The organism is Pontibacter oryzae (genome assembly GCF_003576375.1).
In the GTDB taxonomy this organism is placed as follows: Bacteria; Bacteroidota; Bacteroidia; order Cytophagales; family Hymenobacteraceae; genus Pontibacter; species Pontibacter oryzae.
The window spans coordinates 425,942-442,887 of the sequence record NZ_QWGE01000002.1 but is presented as its reverse complement, the minus strand read 5'-3'; the positions used below and the strand labels follow the sequence as shown (position 1 = coordinate 442,887).

The following is a 16,946-nucleotide window of genomic DNA, read 5'->3' as shown; positions in this document are numbered from 1 at the left end:
GCTAGGTATTTAGTTGGATTTGCTTATAGCGTTTACAATTCTAGTGCTTCGGCAAGCTAACCGTAAATGTAGTGCCTTCGCTAGGTTCACTTACAACGTTTATAGTACCGCCGAGGCCCTCTACCTGCATTTTCGTCAGGTATAAGCCTAGTCCTTTTGCATCTTTATGAGGATGGAATGTTCTATACAGTCCAAAAACTTTTGGGCCAACTCTGTTCAGGTCCATGCCTAGTCCATTATCAGAAACAGATAAGTATACTGTGGTGTCGTCTTGCCAAGTACGCAGCTCAACTACTGGTTTTCTATCCGGGTTCCGATACTTTATAGCATTCGAAAGCAGGTTGTGCACAATGCTCTCCAGGTATACTTTGGGTAAGTTTAGTGTTTCTACCTCCAGCGAATTATATATCACGGCTCCGCTTTGCTGAATCTCAGTTTCCAGGTTTTGGATTTCCTTGTCCAGTATTGCTGCCAGGTGCACCGGCGCCTGCGACATATTTTGGTTGATCGTTGTTTTCAAGATCAGGTTTAGGTCGTCGATGGTATTAGAGATGTTGCCAACCATACGGGCAATGCGTGGCAAAATCTCTGAAGCGGTTTCGTGGCTTGGCTCGGCTATGTATAAGTCGTGTAGCCCTTGGATGTTACGGAGCGGAGAGCGCAGGTTATGCGTAATAATATTCGTAAAATCCTCGAGCCGACTATTACGCGTCCGCAATTCGCCGGCATACATATTAAGGTCACGGTTAAACTGCGTGAGTTGGTTAGCTTGGTTGCGCAGTATAATAGCCGTGATATCTTTCAGTAGCATCTGGCTTACCTCCAGTTCATTCATCGTCCAGGGGTTTGATTTTCCCTTAACTACCTCTGCCCAGTTTTGGAACGACTTCCGCGGATGTATGTAAGAACCAGCCTCTTGCAGCGGTTTCTCGGGGTTTCCGGCCCAAATCCTTGTCTCGCTAATTTCAGGTTTAAAGAATAAAATGTACTCTTTATTGTATCTAGAGATTTCCAGGGCAAGTAACCCGCTGGCTTTATGCCGAAAGGCATAGGCGGCTGGCATTACTTCCGAAAGGTGCTCAGAACTAAATACTCTGTCAGTGTTGTTCTCCGTTAACCAGTCAATAATTTGCATTATCTCACTTTCGTAAGGTGTATTGCCTTCTAAAGTTAAATGCTTGTTTATATACACGGCGGCTCCAGCGCAGTCTGTTAAACTTGTAAGGTTTACTTCGCCCTTAAATAGGCCGTCAATTATATTCTCTGAGCGGTTTACCTGGTCTACCAACTGCTCTTCCAGTTTTTTATAGGATGCGAGTGTGTCGTAATTAAGCTTGTCGCGGCTGCTCATCTGTGCGTTGGCAAAGCTTTTCGCCATCAAGTGGCAAAGCTGGCGTTTCCAGTAATCGATGCAAACGGGCTGCATATGGTGGCATGCAATTAAACCCCAAAGTTCACCTTTTACAATCACTGAGAATGACAGCGTGGCACTTACTCCCATGTTCTGAAGATACTCCAAATGTATCTCCGATGGGTTTCTTAATTCGGAGCGCAAAATATTGGAAGGCTCTCCAGAGGTAGGATTTAGGTAAGGCACAATGTCCACGGCGGCGGCATGAACATTAGGTATCTGGCGCACCGTTTTTTGTTTAAGCAACTCACGCGCTGGTTTTGGTATATCGCTGGCCGGGAAATGATGATGCAGGTAAGAGTGAACGCCATTTATGGTTTTCTCAGCAATCACCTCACCATTCCAGTGCTTGTCAAAAGTATAAAGCATCACGCGGTCATAGCCAAGTATTTCCTGCACTTGCTCTACCACTAGCTGCGACTGGCCCACCATATCCTCTTTCAGGCTTAGCTCTGTCAGAAATTGGGAAAACCTGTAACTATTTTCCAGTCGTTGTTGCTCTTCCAGCTGCACAGCAGGTTCACATTCTACAACTAGCTTACCTTTCGACTCATGTATAAAACCGAAAAACATTTTGCCGTTTATTTGCAGCAATTGCGGGTCTGGCTGCATCGCATTGCGCAGTTGCTTTTGAAGTATCAAATATCCTTCTTCAGAGCACAACAATGCTAGACTTTTGCCTAAAAGGCTGTCTGATGCCATATCCAGGAAATCAGCGACGTTGACACTTACCTGCTCTACATGAAGTGTATGCTGGTCGAGTATCATCAAAAAGCCATGGGGCTGTATCCGGCCAATAATATGTATTGGTTCACGGTCACAGTTAGATAAGTCTACTTGTAGGTCTTTATAATTCTGCATGCAACTATTAGTATGCTAGTACAAATTTGCAGTATCCTGGCGCAAATTTGATTGGTTTGCACTTGCCTTTGGAGTTATTTGTAAATTAGTTGTAGGGCAAGTTTGGGTAAGTTACGGTTTGTTTGTGCCTTTACCCAATAAATATTTATAGGCCTTTTTGGAGTTAACCTAAAAGCCTACCCCCAATTGCTCGGCATGCCGGTCGCCATATTGCCACGTTATCACTTCCTCGGTATCAAAATAATAGAGTACGCACTTTACATCTTTATACCCAAGCTGCCTGAAACGGACGGCATAATGATCTAGTTTATACTTGTGATCTGGCTCAGGAGGCGGTGTTTTAAAATCCATCAACACTACTTTACTGCCAGCAAACACAATTCTGTCGGGCTTGTATAAGTATGCGCGGGCATCTAAAATCTCTTTCTCGTGCTCCACAGCTATTTGGTTTCCAAAGTATGGGCTCAGCTTTGGGTGGTTTACCACAGCTTGCAGCCTTTTGCCTAGGCCAGCTTTTTCACGGTCGCTGATAATGCCTTCGTACACCATTTGCTGCAACACCTTATTTAATTCTGTGGCAAATGCAATACGGGCCAGGGCGTAATGCAGTTTTCTATTTTGCTGGCGCTGCTCGGTTTGCGTTTCAAAATCGAACACGTTGTTGGCGTGCTGCTTAATCTTGAGGCGCTTTTCCCAGTCAGTGGAGGTGAGGTGATCCAGGTAGTACGTCCGGTTGCTATGCTCCTGGGTGTTTCCTGATTTGGGTGCGCCCAGAGCCAGCTGGTAACAGTGCTTTCCGAATTCCCAGAGCTCTTTGTGCACTAGGTAGCGGTAGAGCAGGTGGCTCACGTTTTTAACTGGCCCGTCTAGTTTGGGGGCTTTACGTTCTTCCAGCAAGTCCTTTGCGCTCCCGATTAGGTAAAGGCGGTCGATTGGGCGGGTAAGCGCCACATACAGCATATTCATGTTCTCGATGAAGGTCTTATCCATTTCTGTATGGTACTGATCGGTGAGAACAGTAGTCTCCAGTTTGGAACTTATGTTAACTGCCACGCTGCGCAGTTTACCCGTAACGTTAATACTGTCGGGCAGCTGGCTCCACATCAGCGACCCTCGTTTTGGCTCGGTGCCCCAATCTGCAAAAGGTATGATCACGATGGGGTAGGCCAACCCTTTCGATTTATGGATGCTGGTAATGGTAATTGCGTTGCGGTCCTTGGGCGTGTTGATGCTCAGCTTGTCCTTCTGCACATCCCAGTAAGCTAAAAAGTTATTGAGGTTATTGCTGTGCTTCAGGCTATACTCCAGCACCAAATCCAGAAACCGGAAGAGGTACTCGCTCTCGTTGTTTTTACCGAGCAGGTTAAAAATGCGGACTAGCTTTTCTGTGAGCTCATAAATGGAAAGGTTTCCGGTTTCGCGCTCCTTCACATCAAATCCAAGCACCCGCAACTGGTCAAAAAACTGCTGGTTTTCCTTATCGTTGGCAATGGCAGCAATGGTTTTGGTCATTTCTACATCCGGGATGGTATCAAGCGCCACCTTACACACAAGGTATAGCGCCTCCGATTTAGCCAGCGTATCGTTTGGCCGGTTAAACACTCGGAACAAGGCAATCACCAGATTTATAACCTCAGCAAACTGAAGCGAGAGCGAGTCCTGTGAGATAATGTCATACTTGCGCTCTTTCAGAAAGTTAGCAATAAGCTTGCTCTTACTGTTGGTGCGGCAAAGTATAGCAATGTCCTTTAATGCGTACCCATCTGCCTGGGCCAGCGTAACCAGCTGCAACACCATGTTCAGCGTGCTCTCATCGTAGGTTAGCAGCTTCTCATGCTTGTATTCAGGGTACAGTTGCTCCGTGCGGGCACAACTGTTGAGGTCATAGGCTTGGTTGGTATCGTCATCGTGCGTGAAGAGCACCTGGATGTGGCCGCCGCTTTTATCGGTGCCAGCCGGCACCTGCTGCGCAAAGTCCTTATCATAAATCGAGGTAAACATCTCAAACTCCGGATGCCCCTGGCTGATAAAGGTGAAAAGCTCGTTGTTGAAATCGATGATTTCGGAGCGGCTCCGGTAGTTGGTGCTCAGGTTATTGGGTTGCAGTGCCTGGTCCACCGACTCATACCTCTCCTTGATCAGCGGGCCATGCCTACGGTTTTCGTAAAGCTGACGGGTATTATTTTTGTAAAGGTGCAGAATCTGTTCCATCTCGCCACCGCGCCAACGGTATATAGCTTGCTTGGCATCGCCTACCACCATGCTGAAGTGGCCCGAAGCCAGCGCATTGTCTACCAGCGGCAGTAGGTTGTTCCATTGCAAAACGGAGGTGTCCTGAAACTCATCGATCAGGATGTGCTTATACTTTTCGCCAAGCCGCTCATAGATGAACGGCACTGGCTCCTTTAACACAATATCAATGATTCGTTTATTGAACTCTGAAATGTGAACAGTATTGCGGTCGAGCTTTATTTCCTGCAGGCATTTTTCCAGCTCGTTTAGGAGCGAGATTTTATAAAGGTGCGGCACAATCTGCTGGATCAGCGTGAAGGTTGCCGCGTATTGTTCTTTTATACTTTCAATGTGAAAGTACAGCTCGGTTAGCGGCTGTTTTATACTATCAATCTGCGCTTTAGCATAGCTGGTGGCTTTGCCGGCATACCATTTATCGTTTTCAATGGTTTGCAGCGCGTAATTGTTGCCATAGTTCAGGTCTACGTGTTGCAACCACTTGTTAAAGTATGAGTAGATGCCTCGTGTGCTCTGGAATAGGTCGGCAGGGGAGACGTTGGCCTGCTCAAAGAGTTGCATGGCTTGCTGCGCAGCTTCCTGCACTATTTCGGATACCTGCTGCTGCACCAAAAAAAGCTGCTCGCGCACCAGTTTAAAGTCCTCTAGGCTGAGCTGCTGCAGGTCTGTGATGGCTTCGTATACTTGCTCGTTGAGCAGGTTGCGCGCAAAATCCATCAGGTCCTCGGGCAGCATCACCCAGCTTTTACCCTCGCGGGCTTTCTCCAGGGCATACTGCTCCAGCGTCTGCGACAGAAGATCGTCTTTCGAGTCTGTCACTTTATCAAGCAGCAGCGAAACGGCTGTACTTAGCAGAGAGTTAGAGTCCAGGTCAACTTCGAAATTCTGCGGAATGTTAAGCTCGCGCGTAAAGGCCTGCACAATTTTATTCACAAAACTATCGATGGTACTAACACTGAACTCAGAGTAATTATAAAGAATTTGCCTGAACAAACTAGCGGCTCGCCGGCGTACTTCCTCTTTATCCAGCATTTCGTCAGGGTATTCCAGCTGAAGATCCTGTGTTATGCCATCAAGCAGCCCCTCACTTTTCTGCTTTTCTTTCTCTGTCAGGCACTTATCATTGAAACCTCGGAGCGCACCCAGTATACGCTCTTTCATTTCGCCAGCGGCATCGTTGGTAAATGTTATCGCCAGCACAGAGCGGTAATAGTCCGGGTCTGACGTGTGTAGCGCCAGCTTCAGGTATTCCTTGGTTAGGTGGTAGGTTTTACCGGAGCCGGCAGAGGAGGAGTAGATTTTGAAAACTGATGGCATTTGCGAGATATCTATACTTTAAAGATACACCATTGGCATGCCACCGACCAAGCAATAGACTATATATATTAGCACAGCATGCATAAGCAGCAGAGGTAAAGCTAGCTATAAAAGAAAAGCCCCTGCTAGCAAATAGCAGAGGCCTTCGGAGTATAGAAAGTATAACGTAGCTTAATTTGCGTACACCAACTCGCCTTTGGTTTCTTGTTTGAGAGGCACAAAATCTTTCACGCAGACATGATACATGATACGGGCCATAGATAAGGAGTAGTCCGTAATCAGGCAATGCTGCTGTTCGGCGCTCATCAGGGCTTTGCTGCTGCCTAGGTTAAATTTGTTAAGTTCAATAACCTCATCGAAGTTATGACGAAGCATTTTCAAGGCTTTAAAAGAAGGCTCGTTGTAATACACTGGTATTACCTGGCAAACTGCGTAGCTTCCCTTTTTACGCTCTTGCGCAATCATTTCGCAGAGTGCCTCAATATTCGTTCTATCCACATCCGACAGGATCACATAGAACACGTTACGGCGGTCGGCGTTTAGATTGCGGGCTGGCACACTGCCAAGTAGCATGTTGCGCGTAATTTTCGCACCGTTCTGGAACGTTTCGTCTTTCAGGATTTTATTATGAATCTTAAAAGCCAATGCGCCTGAGGCGATCATGTTAAAGTCTTTACCTTTTGTTGAGATTTTGGAGAAGTGTAACATAGAATAGGGACTTAGGGGTTAGGGGATATATATTTTTATAAGTCTTGGTTAAATAGCTAGCTCATGCCTACCTCGGCAACGGCTAAATATGTTGGGTGCTATTAAATGTGGTTACACGTATGGGGCAAATAATAAAACAGACAAGCGCTGGTGCAAAAATCTGATCGGTACATACGGGTGAAAAACTGTGTGATTACTAAATGATTTTGGAGCGATAAAGTATACTACGGCTGATTTATTCTATTTATTCGCCTATAAATTAAATTTATGGTTAAAGTATTGATATTAAGGGTTAATAGCCTGTTATTACGAGTACACCATTAAAGAGTTACCATATTTTAATAATTTATTTAACTTAATCACTAAGTTACTAATAAAATTTAATTATATAAATATTTTATATAATACTGAGTAAACGGTGCAATTTTTAGGGTTAAGTGCACTTTATGTTAATTGCAGTAGAACACATTAATAATGATTAGATATATTTAGCTAATACCAAAAAAAATCCCTACCTTTGCGGCTTGATTTGGAACAGTCTGATTTACAGATAACTGGATATTCCTCTGTTGGCTAACCTAGTTGTTTTTATTTATTTGTCGCTCTCGTATACAGTAGAGAATGGTTGATTACCAGGCTGCCTCCAGATATATCAGTTATTAAAAAATTAGATGAACAAAATCAGATTTGAAGAGCTTCCGCTTTCGCCGGAAGTACAGCGTGCAATCGCTGACATGGGTTTCGAAGAAGCCTCTCCCATCCAAACAGAAGCAATCCCGGTTGTTTTAGCAGGTAAAGACATTATTGGCCAGGCCCAGACAGGTACAGGCAAAACTGCCGCTTTCGGCATCCCTACCATCGAATCTATTGACACCAACAACAGAAGCGTACAGGCACTTATTCTGTGCCCTACGCGTGAGTTGGCTATCCAGGTATCCGGTGAAATTCAGAAACTGGCAAAGTATAAGCAAGGCATCAGCGTGGTGCCAATCTATGGCGGCCAAAGCTACGACCGTCAGCTGCGTGCACTTAAGCAGGGCGTTCAAATTGTAATCGGTACGCCAGGCCGCGTAATGGACCATATTAACCGTGGCACTTTGGTGCTGGACGGTGTGAAGAAAATCATACTTGACGAAGCGGACGAAATGCTTGACATGGGCTTCCGTGAAGACATTGAGTATGTATTGGAGCGCATCCCGGAAGATCGCCAGACGATCTTCTTCTCGGCTACTATGTCAAAGCCGATCATGGAAATGACAAAGCGTTACCAAACCGATCCTGTACTAGTTAAGGTAGTACACCAGGAACTTACGGTAACAAACATTGACCAGGCTTACTTTGAAGTACGTAACAGCGCGAAGCAGGAAGTTCTTTCCCGCCTTCTGGATATGTACAACATGAAGTCGGTTATCATCTTCTGTAATACCAAACGTATGGTCGATGACCTGGTTAGTGGCCTTCAGGCACGCGGTTATTTCTCTGATGCCCTGCACGGAGACCTTAACCAGAACCAGCGCTCTGCTGTAATGAATAAATTCCGTAATGGCACCCTGGAAATACTGGTAGCGACAGACGTTGCTGCCCGTGGCCTGGACGTGGACAATGTGGAAGCCGTTTTCAACTACGATTTGCCGCAGGACGAAGAGTCTTATGTACATCGCATTGGCCGTACAGGTCGTGCCGGTAAGTCAGGTAAAGCATTCTCTTTCGTGGGTGGCCGTTCAGACGGTTACAAGCTTAAGGACATCATGCGTTACACGAAAGCCAAAATCGTGTTGCAGCAAGTTCCATCACTGGAAGATGTGAATGAGATCCGCACGAACTTGTTCTTTGACAAGGTGAAGGAAGTACTTGAAAAAGGACACCTTGCCAAGCATGTTGCACGCATCGAGCGTTTCGTAAACGAAACTGATGGTTATACGCCGCTTGATCTTGCTGCTGCGCTTCTGAAAATGAACCTAAAGGAGCAGAAAGTTAAGGAAAAAGGTGCTGAAGCCGAAAAAGGCCTTAGCGCAGCTAAGGAAGGCATGGACCGTTTGTTCATCACGATCGGCAAGAAAGACCGTGTACACCCTCGTGACCTGATCGATCTGTTAGCTCAGAACTCCAGCATTCCGGAAGGACGCGTAGGCGATATCGACCTGTATGATAAGTTCAGCTTTGTTGAAGTTCCTACTGAATATACCGCAGAAATTGTAGAAAGCATCGGACGCGTGGAATATGATGGCCGTATGGTTGTTGTAGAGAAATCGCAGAAGAAAGGTTCAGGCCCGAAAGAAGGAGGCGAAGACTTCGGCTTTGGCGGCGGTGGTGACCGTGACAGAGACCGTGGCGGCCGTAGAGGCGGCGGTGGCTTCCGCGGTGGTGATCGTGATCGTGGTGGCGACCGTGGCGGATTCCGTGGCGGCGACAGACGCGGAGGCGGAGATCGTGATCGTGGCGGAGATCGTGGAGGCGATAGAAGAAGCGGCGGTGGCGGCGGATTCCGCAAAAGAAGATTCTAATTTCTGTTGAAATTGTAACTCAGGCAGAGTACTGCCGTATATTATAGTATTACAGCTTTAGAAGTTTAAAACCTTTTAAAGTTGAAAGAAAAGGCCGACTTGAAACGTCGGCCTTTTTGATTTAAAAATAATTTAAAAATTTAATAACCTAGGCTTAGCATAGGCCGTAAAAGGAGTATCATAAAAAGGTTGGAAGATTAAGCTAACTGTTTATACAGTTAGATTTGATAAGGGTAACATCAGACGGATGTTACCCTTATTGCTTTTTAAGCACTATTAAACTATCACCTGCGCTGCATAACTTCGCGGATTGCAAAGAAGAGACTCAAAAAAGTGTACTACTGAAAAAAGCTACCCAAGCGGACATAAAAAAAGGAGCCTATTACAGCTCCTTTTTTAAGTTTCAGGTGTTAAGCATTTTTAGATGCATCACGCAAGGAGCGGATATGATCATGAGCGCTTTTTACGTCATTATACTGCTGCTCTACAATTGGCTTGAGATCTCCTGGCAAGTTTTTTTCAAGAGCCTCTTTGTAGGCTTTCACAGCATAGTCTTCGCCACGCTCGCATTCCTCCAGTACACGATGTCTATCTTTAGAAGTGAGTGCCGATTTGATGTCAATCCAAGCGCGGTGCATAGTGCCTTCAATTGAGCTGGACTCGTCGTCGGTCTTGCCCATTTTGTGCAGCTGATCCTGCAGTTCGGTAATCATGCTGTCGCGTTGCACGGCATACTTTCTAAAAAGATCTTTCAGGTCTTTATCTTCCACATCTTCAGCAGCCGTTTTATAACCTTTGGCGCCATCCTTACAACGCTCGATAAGGTGGTGTACGGTAGAGTAAACTTCTTTATTAATTTCCATAGTTATTACACATATTAGTTTCTATATGCTGTAATACTGCTAAGGAATCTTTTTTGTTGCCAAACTAAGGCAGCTGAATTTATCAGGAGAAGGAAGAGGCTATTTGCTGGCCCGCAAGGTATCCGGTAGTCCAAGCTGCCTGGAAATTAAAACCACCGGTAATACCATCAACATCAAGTACTTCACCTGCAAAAAACAATCCTGATTGTTTGCGGCTCTCCAACGTTTTCATGTTTACCTCGCTTAAATCTATTCCGCCGCAGGTAACAAACTCTTCTTTGAAAGTTGTTTTTCCGTTTACCTCTGCCGGCATGCGCAAAAGCGCCTCAATTAACTTGTTCGTGCTTTTTGCCGGCATTTCCATCCAACGCGTATCATCTTCAATCTCCGACACCTGGCACAGCCCACGCCATAACCGCTGGGGCAGGCCAAAAAGAGCATTGCTGGCGACTGTCTTTTTGGGATGAGCCGTACGGAATTGATGCAGCTGATCCCGTAAGTTTTCCTCTGTAAATCCAGCATCCCAAGTTATGAGGCCAGTAAAAGTATAGTTCTGATCATGAAAATACCGCGCTCCCCAGGCAGAAAGCTTGAGCACTGCAGGTCCGGAGTAGCCCCAATGAGTAATGAGCAATGGCCCTTCATACTCCAGCTTTTGACTTGCAATTCGTACGCGGGCATGAGGCACAGAAACGCCTTGCAACTCTTTTAAAGGTGAGCCCGGCACATTAAAAGTAAACAAAGAGGGTACTGGCTCTTTTATCGTATGCCCAAGTTGGCGTAACCAATCATAGCTTTGGCTCTTGGGGTTTCCGCCTGTGGCTACCATTACTCTATCAGTGGCTATACTTTCACCGCCTAGCAAATGAAGTATGAATTTTTGATTGCCGTCTTCATCCTGCATTGGAGTTATACTCTGAACCCCGGCATTGGTCCTGATCTGCACACCCACATGTTTGGCTTCGCGCATCAGGCAGTCTATGATGGTTTCAGAAGAGTCAGTTACCGGGAACATGCGCCCATCTGCCTCAGCCTTCAAAGCCACGCCGCGCCGCTGAAACCAATCTACCGTCTGTTGGGCACCAAAAACCTTCAAAGCCTCTTTAAGCGGTTTAGCGCCTCGCGGGTAATTCTGGGAGAAGACCGTAGGCACAAAGCAGTGATGCGTGACATTACAGCGCCCCCCTCCGGAAACGCGCACTTTGGAAAGCAATTTGCCGGACTTCTCGAGGAGCAGCACCTTTACGTTCGGGTTAGCTTCGGCACATGCAATAGCTCCAAAAAAACCGGCTGCTCCGCCACCTATCACTGCTACCTGCATTCTTATGTTTTTTGTTTAGTTATGTAAGCAAAATGCCCCGCACCTGAAGCTAACATGGCAACTGCATTCAGGAATGGCTTTAAAATTGGCACTGCGCAAATTTACGAAAAGAATGTCATAGGGTCGGGGTGAATAAACTGATAAGCCAGGTCATCCTTTAACTTCTGGCTATTGATCAGTTTGAACTCTGTTTCGGACATGTCTGCAAAAACAGGCGGCGTGAGACAAAGCGCTTCTGCAGCGGCCTTGTAAAACTCCCTACGCAAAGGGTGGCTATCGGCACAAGCATTATAAACCTGGCCCCATTTTTCCTGCTCAATTATGCGCTGCAGTATGGCCACGCAGTCATCTAAATGGATAAGGTTTACAGGGCCATCTCCGTTTGGCACACCTGTTTTTCCGGCTAAGAACCGACCCGGCTGCCGGCTGCCCCCAACCAGGCCACCGAAGCGCACAATGGTTGTCATCCAGTCTTCACGCTCCTGAAATAGCTGCTCGGCTTGCAAAAGCATGTGGTTAGGTTGCTGCTCCTCGGTAAAAATGATGTCCTCTTCGGTAACTACGCGGTTGAGATCCTGGTACACCGAAGTGGATGAAACGAAAAGCACCCTGCTTACCGATGACGCTAAAAGTTTTTTTAACAGCAGATGCATTTGGTGCATATAGCTTTCCCCACCATCTGAGCGCAGGTGAGGCGGAATGTTCAATACAAGCACGCGCGCATCCAGAAAATCCATTAGGGCGGGTTCATCTAACGTATCGGCGCTTAGGTCCAGAAGATACGGCGTAATGCCTTTTAACAATAGCGACTCGATTTTGCCCGGTGTAGTGGTAGACCCTTTTACAGTGTAGCCGTGCTGCAGCAATTGTTCGGCAAGCGGTAAGCCGAGCCAGCCACACCCCATAATACTTATTGTTTGCTTCGTATCCATAGTTATTATTACATGTGCTACTAACAAAAAGCAATGGCTTCTGTTAGAAAATCATTTCCGGGTACAAAGAAAAGTATAAATGGAATATGATGTTGTTTTAATAGGCTCAGGGTTTGGCTCACTTTCGGCGGCGGCACTACTTGCAAGACAAGGGCTCCGTGTATGTGTGCTGGAGCAGGCAAAGTACCCAGGGGGCTGCGCCAGCAGTTACAAGCGTAAAGGGTACTGGTTTGAGACAGGCGCCACTACACTTGTAGGCCTTGACCAAAACATGCCGCTGCGCTACCTACTCGATAAAACAGGTATACAAATCAAAGCGCAGAAACTGGAACTCCCCATGCAAGTGCATCTGCCCTCAGGGCAAATGCTGACGCGTTATCGAAACCTTGAGGCGTGGTTAGCGGAGGCTGAACGTGTTTTCGGGAAGTATAACCAACGGCCATTCTGGCAGCATTGCTTTAAGGTGAGCCAGCAGGTATGGCAAGCCTCGCTGCAGCAACGCAGCTTCCCGATCTCAAACACCAAAGACCTTATACTTTCTGTGTGCAGGGCCCGGCCTGGCCAGCTTGCCTTATTACCTGCGGCTTTCAGGACAATGGAAGACGTATTGCGGAAGTATGATTTGCTGCAAAACAAACCCTTTTTAGACTTTGTAAATGAACAATTGCTAATTACCGCGCAGAATCACATCCACGAAGTTAACGAGCTGTTCGGTGCTACAGCGCTCTGCTATACGTTATACAGCAACTACTATGTGCCTGGCGGCTTAATAAACCTTGTGAAGCCTGTAGAAGCTTACATTACAGAAAACAATGGCGAGATAAAGTATGGACAGCAGGTCGAGTCTGTAAAAAAAACAGGTAGGATGTACTGGATCAAAACGAATAATCAAACCTTCCAAAGCAAGTATGTAATCTCAGGCATTCCTTTAAACAACACACTTCAGCTATTTAAAAATGAACGATTAAAAAGCAAATTAGGGAAGTATATACTCCCTTCTGAAAAACTGAACGGAGCATTTACCATGGGACTAGTGCTTAAGTTAAAGCAGCCGCCAGCGGTGTTGCACCACCAGGTACACGTGCCAGAGGGTTTACCGCTGATAGGCAGTAAAAGCTTCTTCATCAGTTTCAGTGACCCTAACGATACCTTACGCGCCCCGGCCGGACAGATGGTTGCCAGCATCAGCACGCACGTACCCGATCCGGAAAATCTACGCATAGAACAAAAGTACATTTTGGAAGATGCCATACTTACGGCACTTTGCAAAGCAGGACTTATTGATCTAAAATCTATACTTGTAAAGCATTCTGCCACGCCGGGCGCCTGGAACTTCTGGACACACCGTGCTTATGGAGCGGTAGGCGGCTATCCGCAATACAAGCAAATAAAACCTTGGCAGATGAAAGATGCACGGCTTGATCATGACGGAGCTTACATCTGTGGGGACTCAACCTACCCCGGGCAGGGCATACCGGGCGTCTGTTTGAGTGGGATAATTGCAGTAGAGAAGTTACTTCAGGATCATTTTTAGCAGCAAAAACTGGCCTTATTGTAGTATTAAACCTTTGCAAATTATACCACAATAAAGATTATTGGAGTTTCATAAAATATTTACATACCGGTAACATAAATCTCCGCAACTCATAGCATATTTGATGTATAATAATAAACCTATATGTCTATGTTAAAGTATTTAAAACGTGTAATGTACCTGTCCTTAACCGGATGGATGTTGGTTTCCTGTTCTAAAGATAGTGTAAAACCAGACACTGACTCTCAGGAGTTGAAGGGTATGAGTGTGGCTGCTAACGCAAGTGCCACGCAGGACAGTAACTTGGCCATGGGTAACCCAAGCGGTGCGGGCACCAGTTACTCGAACTACCTTGTTACCAAACCGCAGTACAGCATGTCTTACAACAGCTACCGGGGCACACCCAACTGGGTAAGCTGGCACCTGAGCAGTGCATGGCTCGGGTCGGCGCCGCGGCAGGACGATTTTCGCTCGGACACCTCATTGCCAAGCAGTTTTTACAAAGTAACCTCAACAGACTACACAGGCAGCGGATTTGATAGGGGACATAATTGCCCATCCGCAGACAGAACCTTAACTGTGGCAGATAATTCAGCTACCTTCCTGATGACTAACATGATCCCGCAGGCTCCGAACAACAACCAGAAAACCTGGGCCAACCTGGAGAACTACTGCCGCACGCTAGTAAACCAAGGTAACGAGCTCTATGTAATTATGGGAAGCTACGGCACCGGAGGAGACGGAAGCAACGGCTACGCTACGACCATTGCCGGAGGAAAAGTAACAGTACCGAACCGTGTCTGGAAAGTAATTGTAGTGCTACCTGTTGGCACCAACGATGTGAGCCGCGTGACTACCAGCACACGTGTAATTGCCATAGATACACCAAACTCTAACTCGGCAAGCAGTAGCTGGGGTAGTTACCGCACCACTGTAGATGCCATTGAGGCAAAAATGGGGTATAACTTACTCTCAAATGTGTCTACATCGGTGCAGAATGTAATTGAAGCGCAGGTTGACAATGGCCCAACGCAGTAGTAATTACAGCGACTTTAAAAAACACAGGGCCTCCGTTATACTTAGCGGAGGCCCTGTGTTTTTAGGTTTCCACTACAAGCGTTTTGAGCCCGGCATAATCGCCGTTTTCAGTTTTTCCGATCAGGTAAACAGGCATCGATACTTGGCTTATTTTAAACACTTTAACATCCTGCAGTAATTCTTTAAGTTTAACTTGCAGCAACCTGAATCGTTCAGCATTCTCGTGTTGTTCTTGAGCGGCATCCGAATCAGGGTGAGTCATATTCTTCAGAAATTCCTCCACTGCTACTATCTCTACTTTAGCGCCTCCGGGTTTGCCGTCCCACTCTACTATGGTATCTTCGGTAAATGGCTCCGATTCCGGCTTTTCGTGGTAATAAAACTCAAAAGGGGCGTCTGTTTCGCTTTGCATCAGTAAGCCTTCACTGGCCTGCATCAGTTCTTTTTTCAATTCTTCGATTTCCATAGTTTTAGTTTGTTCAGTTTGTAAAAGAAGTGGTTTTGCTGCATTAAATGCATCAGTATGCTTATCTTTAGTTTAAATGGAGGATCGACGGGCTTTCCTCCGGCATCACTAATAAACCTATACGTATGATTAAAGCTGAACCTATGTTAAAAGAGGGCGCTCTAAAAGATAAAACTATCATCGTAACTGGTGGAGGCACGGGACTGGGCCGCTCCATGGTCAAATATTTTCTTGAGTTAGGGGCAAATGCCGTAATCTGCAGCCGTAAGCTGTATGTGCTGGAGCAAACCGCCAAAGAGTTATCCGAGGAAACTGGCGGCACGGTGCTGCCCATTGCCTGCGATGTGCGCAAGTATAACGAGATTGAAGCCATGCTGGAAACTACGCTTAAACGCTTTGGGAAGGTAGATGTGCTGGTAAACAACGCTGCGGGCAATTTCGTGAGCCCCACAGAGCGGCTTAGCCACAAGGCATTTGATGTGATAACCGATATTGTGCTGAAAGGCAGCTATAACTGCACCCTGGCATTAGGCAAGCACTGGTTAGAGCAGAAGCAGGAGGCAGCTATACTTAACATCGTGACAACCTATGCATGGACTGGCTCCGGTTATGTGGTGCCATCGGCCTGCGCCAAAGCCGGCGTACTTGCCATGACGCGCTCGCTTGCCTCTGAGTGGGCCAAGTATGGTATCCGTTCCAATGCCATTGCGCCCGGGCCATTCCCTACTGAAGGCGCCTGGACCCGACTATTCCCGAAGCAGCTGGCAGAAAAATTGGACCCGCTCAAGCGTATCCCAGTTGGGCGATTTGGAGAGCATCAGGAGCTGGCCAACCTGGCCGCTTACTTGGTTTCAGATTATGCTGCCTTCGTTAACGGAGAGGTGGTTACCATTGATGGCGGCGAGTGGCTGCACGGAGCAGGAGAGTTCAATTCTTTCGATCAGATACCGCAGGAAATGTGGGATGCCATGGAAAAGCAAATGCGCGGCAAAGGGCAGTAGTGAATTCTTTAATAAAGCAAAACAGAGGGGCCTGGCAATACTAGTTTGCCAGGCCCCTCTGTTTTAGCATAGATGCATAGTCTAAATCTATTGAGCGATAAGTACGGCAAGCACCACATTTACACCAAGCCCAATAGCCCAGTTTTTCCAAACTTTGCCTGATTTAATTTTACGCGCCCTTTTTTTGTAACCCGTTTTATAGTTGGGCTGGGCCAGCAGCTCATGCGAGGGTGCATCCAAAGAATGATCGCGGGGCGTTGTGGCAGAGCAGGCTACGGCAGGTATCAAACCGATCAAAGGACTAAGCAAGCTTGTAACCAGCGTCCCCGTACTGGCTGGCTTGTACCCATCATAATAAGTTATTGCATCGGATTGGCCTTTAGCGTAAAGGTCTACATTATTACCAGCGCTAGACGGAAGCACAACAGGAGTAGAAGATTCTATAGGCTGGGTTGTGGCAATGGGCTGTGCAACATCCGTTATCTCGAAAGACTCGCTCGTGTTGTCAGCATACTGAATCACGGAGATGTCGTTCTTAAGCACTGTATAAACAGGTCCATCGGGGCTGGCGTGGCGCTTATACTTGACCTCCGTGGGTGTGATTTCCAGCACTTTTGCTTCTATTTTTTCACCGGATCGCTTCATGATGATATCCTGAGCAAGGCTGACCGGAATAACAAGTAAAAGAAGAAGTACTGCGAGTAAAAGCTGTTTCATAAGTTTGTTTTAGAAGTGTATAA

Annotated in this window: 12 protein-coding genes; 4 read left to right on the top strand and 8 right to left on the bottom strand. The window is 46.6% G+C overall.

Annotation, left to right across the window (positions count from 1 at the left end):
- Positions 1-40: 40 nt before the first annotated feature.
- The 3 genes from D1627_RS06695 to D1627_RS06685 all read right to left on the bottom strand — a co-directional run bounded on the left by D1627_RS06695 (position 41) and on the right by D1627_RS06685 (position 6,547).
- On the bottom strand, positions 41-2,272 hold the full coding sequence (locus tag D1627_RS06695; RefSeq protein ID WP_119431458.1) for an ATP-binding protein: 2,232 nt from the start codon (positions 2,270-2,272) through the stop codon (positions 41-43).
- 168 nt (positions 2,273-2,440) lie between these two features.
- Positions 2,441-5,839: a UvrD-helicase domain-containing protein gene (locus tag D1627_RS06690; protein WP_119431457.1), complete on the bottom strand. Its 3,399-nt coding sequence runs from the start codon at positions 5,837-5,839 to the stop codon at positions 2,441-2,443.
- Positions 5,840-6,010: 171 nt separating this feature from the next.
- On the bottom strand, positions 6,011-6,547 hold the full coding sequence (locus D1627_RS06685; RefSeq protein WP_119431456.1) for a hypothetical protein: 537 nt from the start codon (positions 6,545-6,547) through the stop codon (positions 6,011-6,013).
- A 671-nt stretch (positions 6,548-7,218) separates the two neighbouring features.
- Between D1627_RS06685 and D1627_RS06680 the strand changes: the two genes are divergently transcribed.
- Positions 7,219-9,051: a DEAD/DEAH box helicase gene (locus D1627_RS06680; protein ID WP_119431455.1), complete on the top strand. Its 1,833-nt coding sequence runs from the start codon at positions 7,219-7,221 to the stop codon at positions 9,049-9,051.
- A gap of 410 nt (positions 9,052-9,461) precedes the next feature.
- On the opposite strand, the gene D1627_RS06675 is transcribed toward D1627_RS06680, so the two are convergent.
- The 3 genes from D1627_RS06675 to D1627_RS06665 form a co-directional block, all read right to left on the bottom strand.
- The gene (locus tag D1627_RS06675; protein ID WP_119431454.1) at positions 9,462-9,914 is read right to left on the bottom strand and encodes a ferritin-like domain-containing protein; all 453 of its coding nucleotides are present in this window, start codon (positions 9,912-9,914) and stop codon (positions 9,462-9,464) included.
- 82 nt (positions 9,915-9,996) lie between these two features.
- Positions 9,997-11,235 carry a BaiN/RdsA family NAD(P)/FAD-dependent oxidoreductase gene (locus tag D1627_RS06670; RefSeq protein WP_119431453.1) on the bottom strand — a complete coding sequence of 413 codons (1,239 nt, stop codon included), beginning with the start codon at positions 11,233-11,235 and terminating at the stop codon, positions 9,997-9,999.
- Between the two features lie 101 nt (positions 11,236-11,336).
- Complete coding sequence (locus D1627_RS06665; RefSeq protein WP_119431452.1) at positions 11,337-12,167, bottom strand: SDR family oxidoreductase; 831 nt, start codon at positions 12,165-12,167, stop codon at positions 11,337-11,339.
- Between the two features lie 79 nt (positions 12,168-12,246).
- On the opposite strand from D1627_RS06665, the gene D1627_RS06660 reads away from it, so the two are divergent.
- The gene (locus tag D1627_RS06660; RefSeq protein WP_119431451.1) at positions 12,247-13,701 is read left to right on the top strand and encodes a phytoene desaturase family protein; all 1,455 of its coding nucleotides are present in this window, start codon (positions 12,247-12,249) and stop codon (positions 13,699-13,701) included.
- A gap of 150 nt (positions 13,702-13,851) precedes the next feature.
- Complete coding sequence (locus tag D1627_RS06655) at positions 13,852-14,739, top strand: DNA/RNA non-specific endonuclease (RefSeq protein ID WP_119431450.1); 888 nt, start codon at positions 13,852-13,854, stop codon at positions 14,737-14,739.
- A gap of 61 nt (positions 14,740-14,800) precedes the next feature.
- Here D1627_RS06655 and D1627_RS06650 read toward each other — a convergent pair whose 3' ends face one another.
- On the bottom strand, positions 14,801-15,205 hold the full coding sequence (locus D1627_RS06650; RefSeq protein ID WP_119431449.1) for a nuclease A inhibitor family protein: 405 nt from the start codon (positions 15,203-15,205) through the stop codon (positions 14,801-14,803).
- A 125-nt stretch (positions 15,206-15,330) separates the two neighbouring features.
- On the opposite strand from D1627_RS06650, the gene D1627_RS06645 reads away from it, so the two are divergent.
- The gene (locus D1627_RS06645) at positions 15,331-16,206 is read left to right on the top strand and encodes an SDR family oxidoreductase (RefSeq protein WP_119431448.1); all 876 of its coding nucleotides are present in this window, start codon (positions 15,331-15,333) and stop codon (positions 16,204-16,206) included.
- Positions 16,207-16,293: 87 nt separating this feature from the next.
- Here the strand turns inward: D1627_RS06645 and D1627_RS06640 are convergent, their stop codons facing one another.
- On the bottom strand, positions 16,294-16,923 hold the full coding sequence (locus tag D1627_RS06640) for a hypothetical protein (RefSeq protein ID WP_119431447.1): 630 nt from the start codon (positions 16,921-16,923) through the stop codon (positions 16,294-16,296).
- Positions 16,924-16,946: the final 23 nt, after the last annotated feature.

What these genes read in the sequence shown, in the direction of transcription:
- D1627_RS06645 (WP_119431448.1), top strand. Translation starts at nt 15,331, where the DNA reads ATGATTAAAGCTGAACCTATGTTAAAAGAGGGCGCTCTAAAAGATAAA.
- D1627_RS06655 (WP_119431450.1), top strand. Translation starts at nt 13,852, where the DNA reads ATGTTAAAGTATTTAAAACGTGTAATGTACCTGTCCTTAACCGGATGG.
- D1627_RS06675 (WP_119431454.1), bottom strand. Translation starts at nt 9,914, where the DNA reads ATGGAAATTAATAAAGAAGTTTACTCTACCGTACACCACCTTATCGAG.
- D1627_RS06650 (WP_119431449.1), bottom strand. Translation starts at nt 15,205, where the DNA reads ATGGAAATCGAAGAATTGAAAAAAGAACTGATGCAGGCCAGTGAAGGC.
- D1627_RS06680 (WP_119431455.1), top strand. Translation starts at nt 7,219, where the DNA reads ATGAACAAAATCAGATTTGAAGAGCTTCCGCTTTCGCCGGAAGTACAG.
- D1627_RS06660 (WP_119431451.1), top strand. Translation starts at nt 12,247, where the DNA reads ATGGAATATGATGTTGTTTTAATAGGCTCAGGGTTTGGCTCACTTTCG.
- D1627_RS06690 (WP_119431457.1), bottom strand. Translation starts at nt 5,839, where the DNA reads ATGCCATCAGTTTTCAAAATCTACTCCTCCTCTGCCGGCTCCGGTAAA.
- D1627_RS06665 (WP_119431452.1), bottom strand. Translation starts at nt 12,167, where the DNA reads ATGGATACGAAGCAAACAATAAGTATTATGGGGTGTGGCTGGCTCGGC.
- D1627_RS06670 (WP_119431453.1), bottom strand. Translation starts at nt 11,235, where the DNA reads ATGCAGGTAGCAGTGATAGGTGGCGGAGCAGCCGGTTTTTTTGGAGCT.
- D1627_RS06695 (WP_119431458.1), bottom strand. Translation starts at nt 2,272, where the DNA reads ATGCAGAATTATAAAGACCTACAAGTAGACTTATCTAACTGTGACCGT.
- D1627_RS06640 (WP_119431447.1), bottom strand. Translation starts at nt 16,923, where the DNA reads ATGAAACAGCTTTTACTCGCAGTACTTCTTCTTTTACTTGTTATTCCG.
- D1627_RS06685 (WP_119431456.1), bottom strand. Translation starts at nt 6,547, where the DNA reads ATGTTACACTTCTCCAAAATCTCAACAAAAGGTAAAGACTTTAACATG.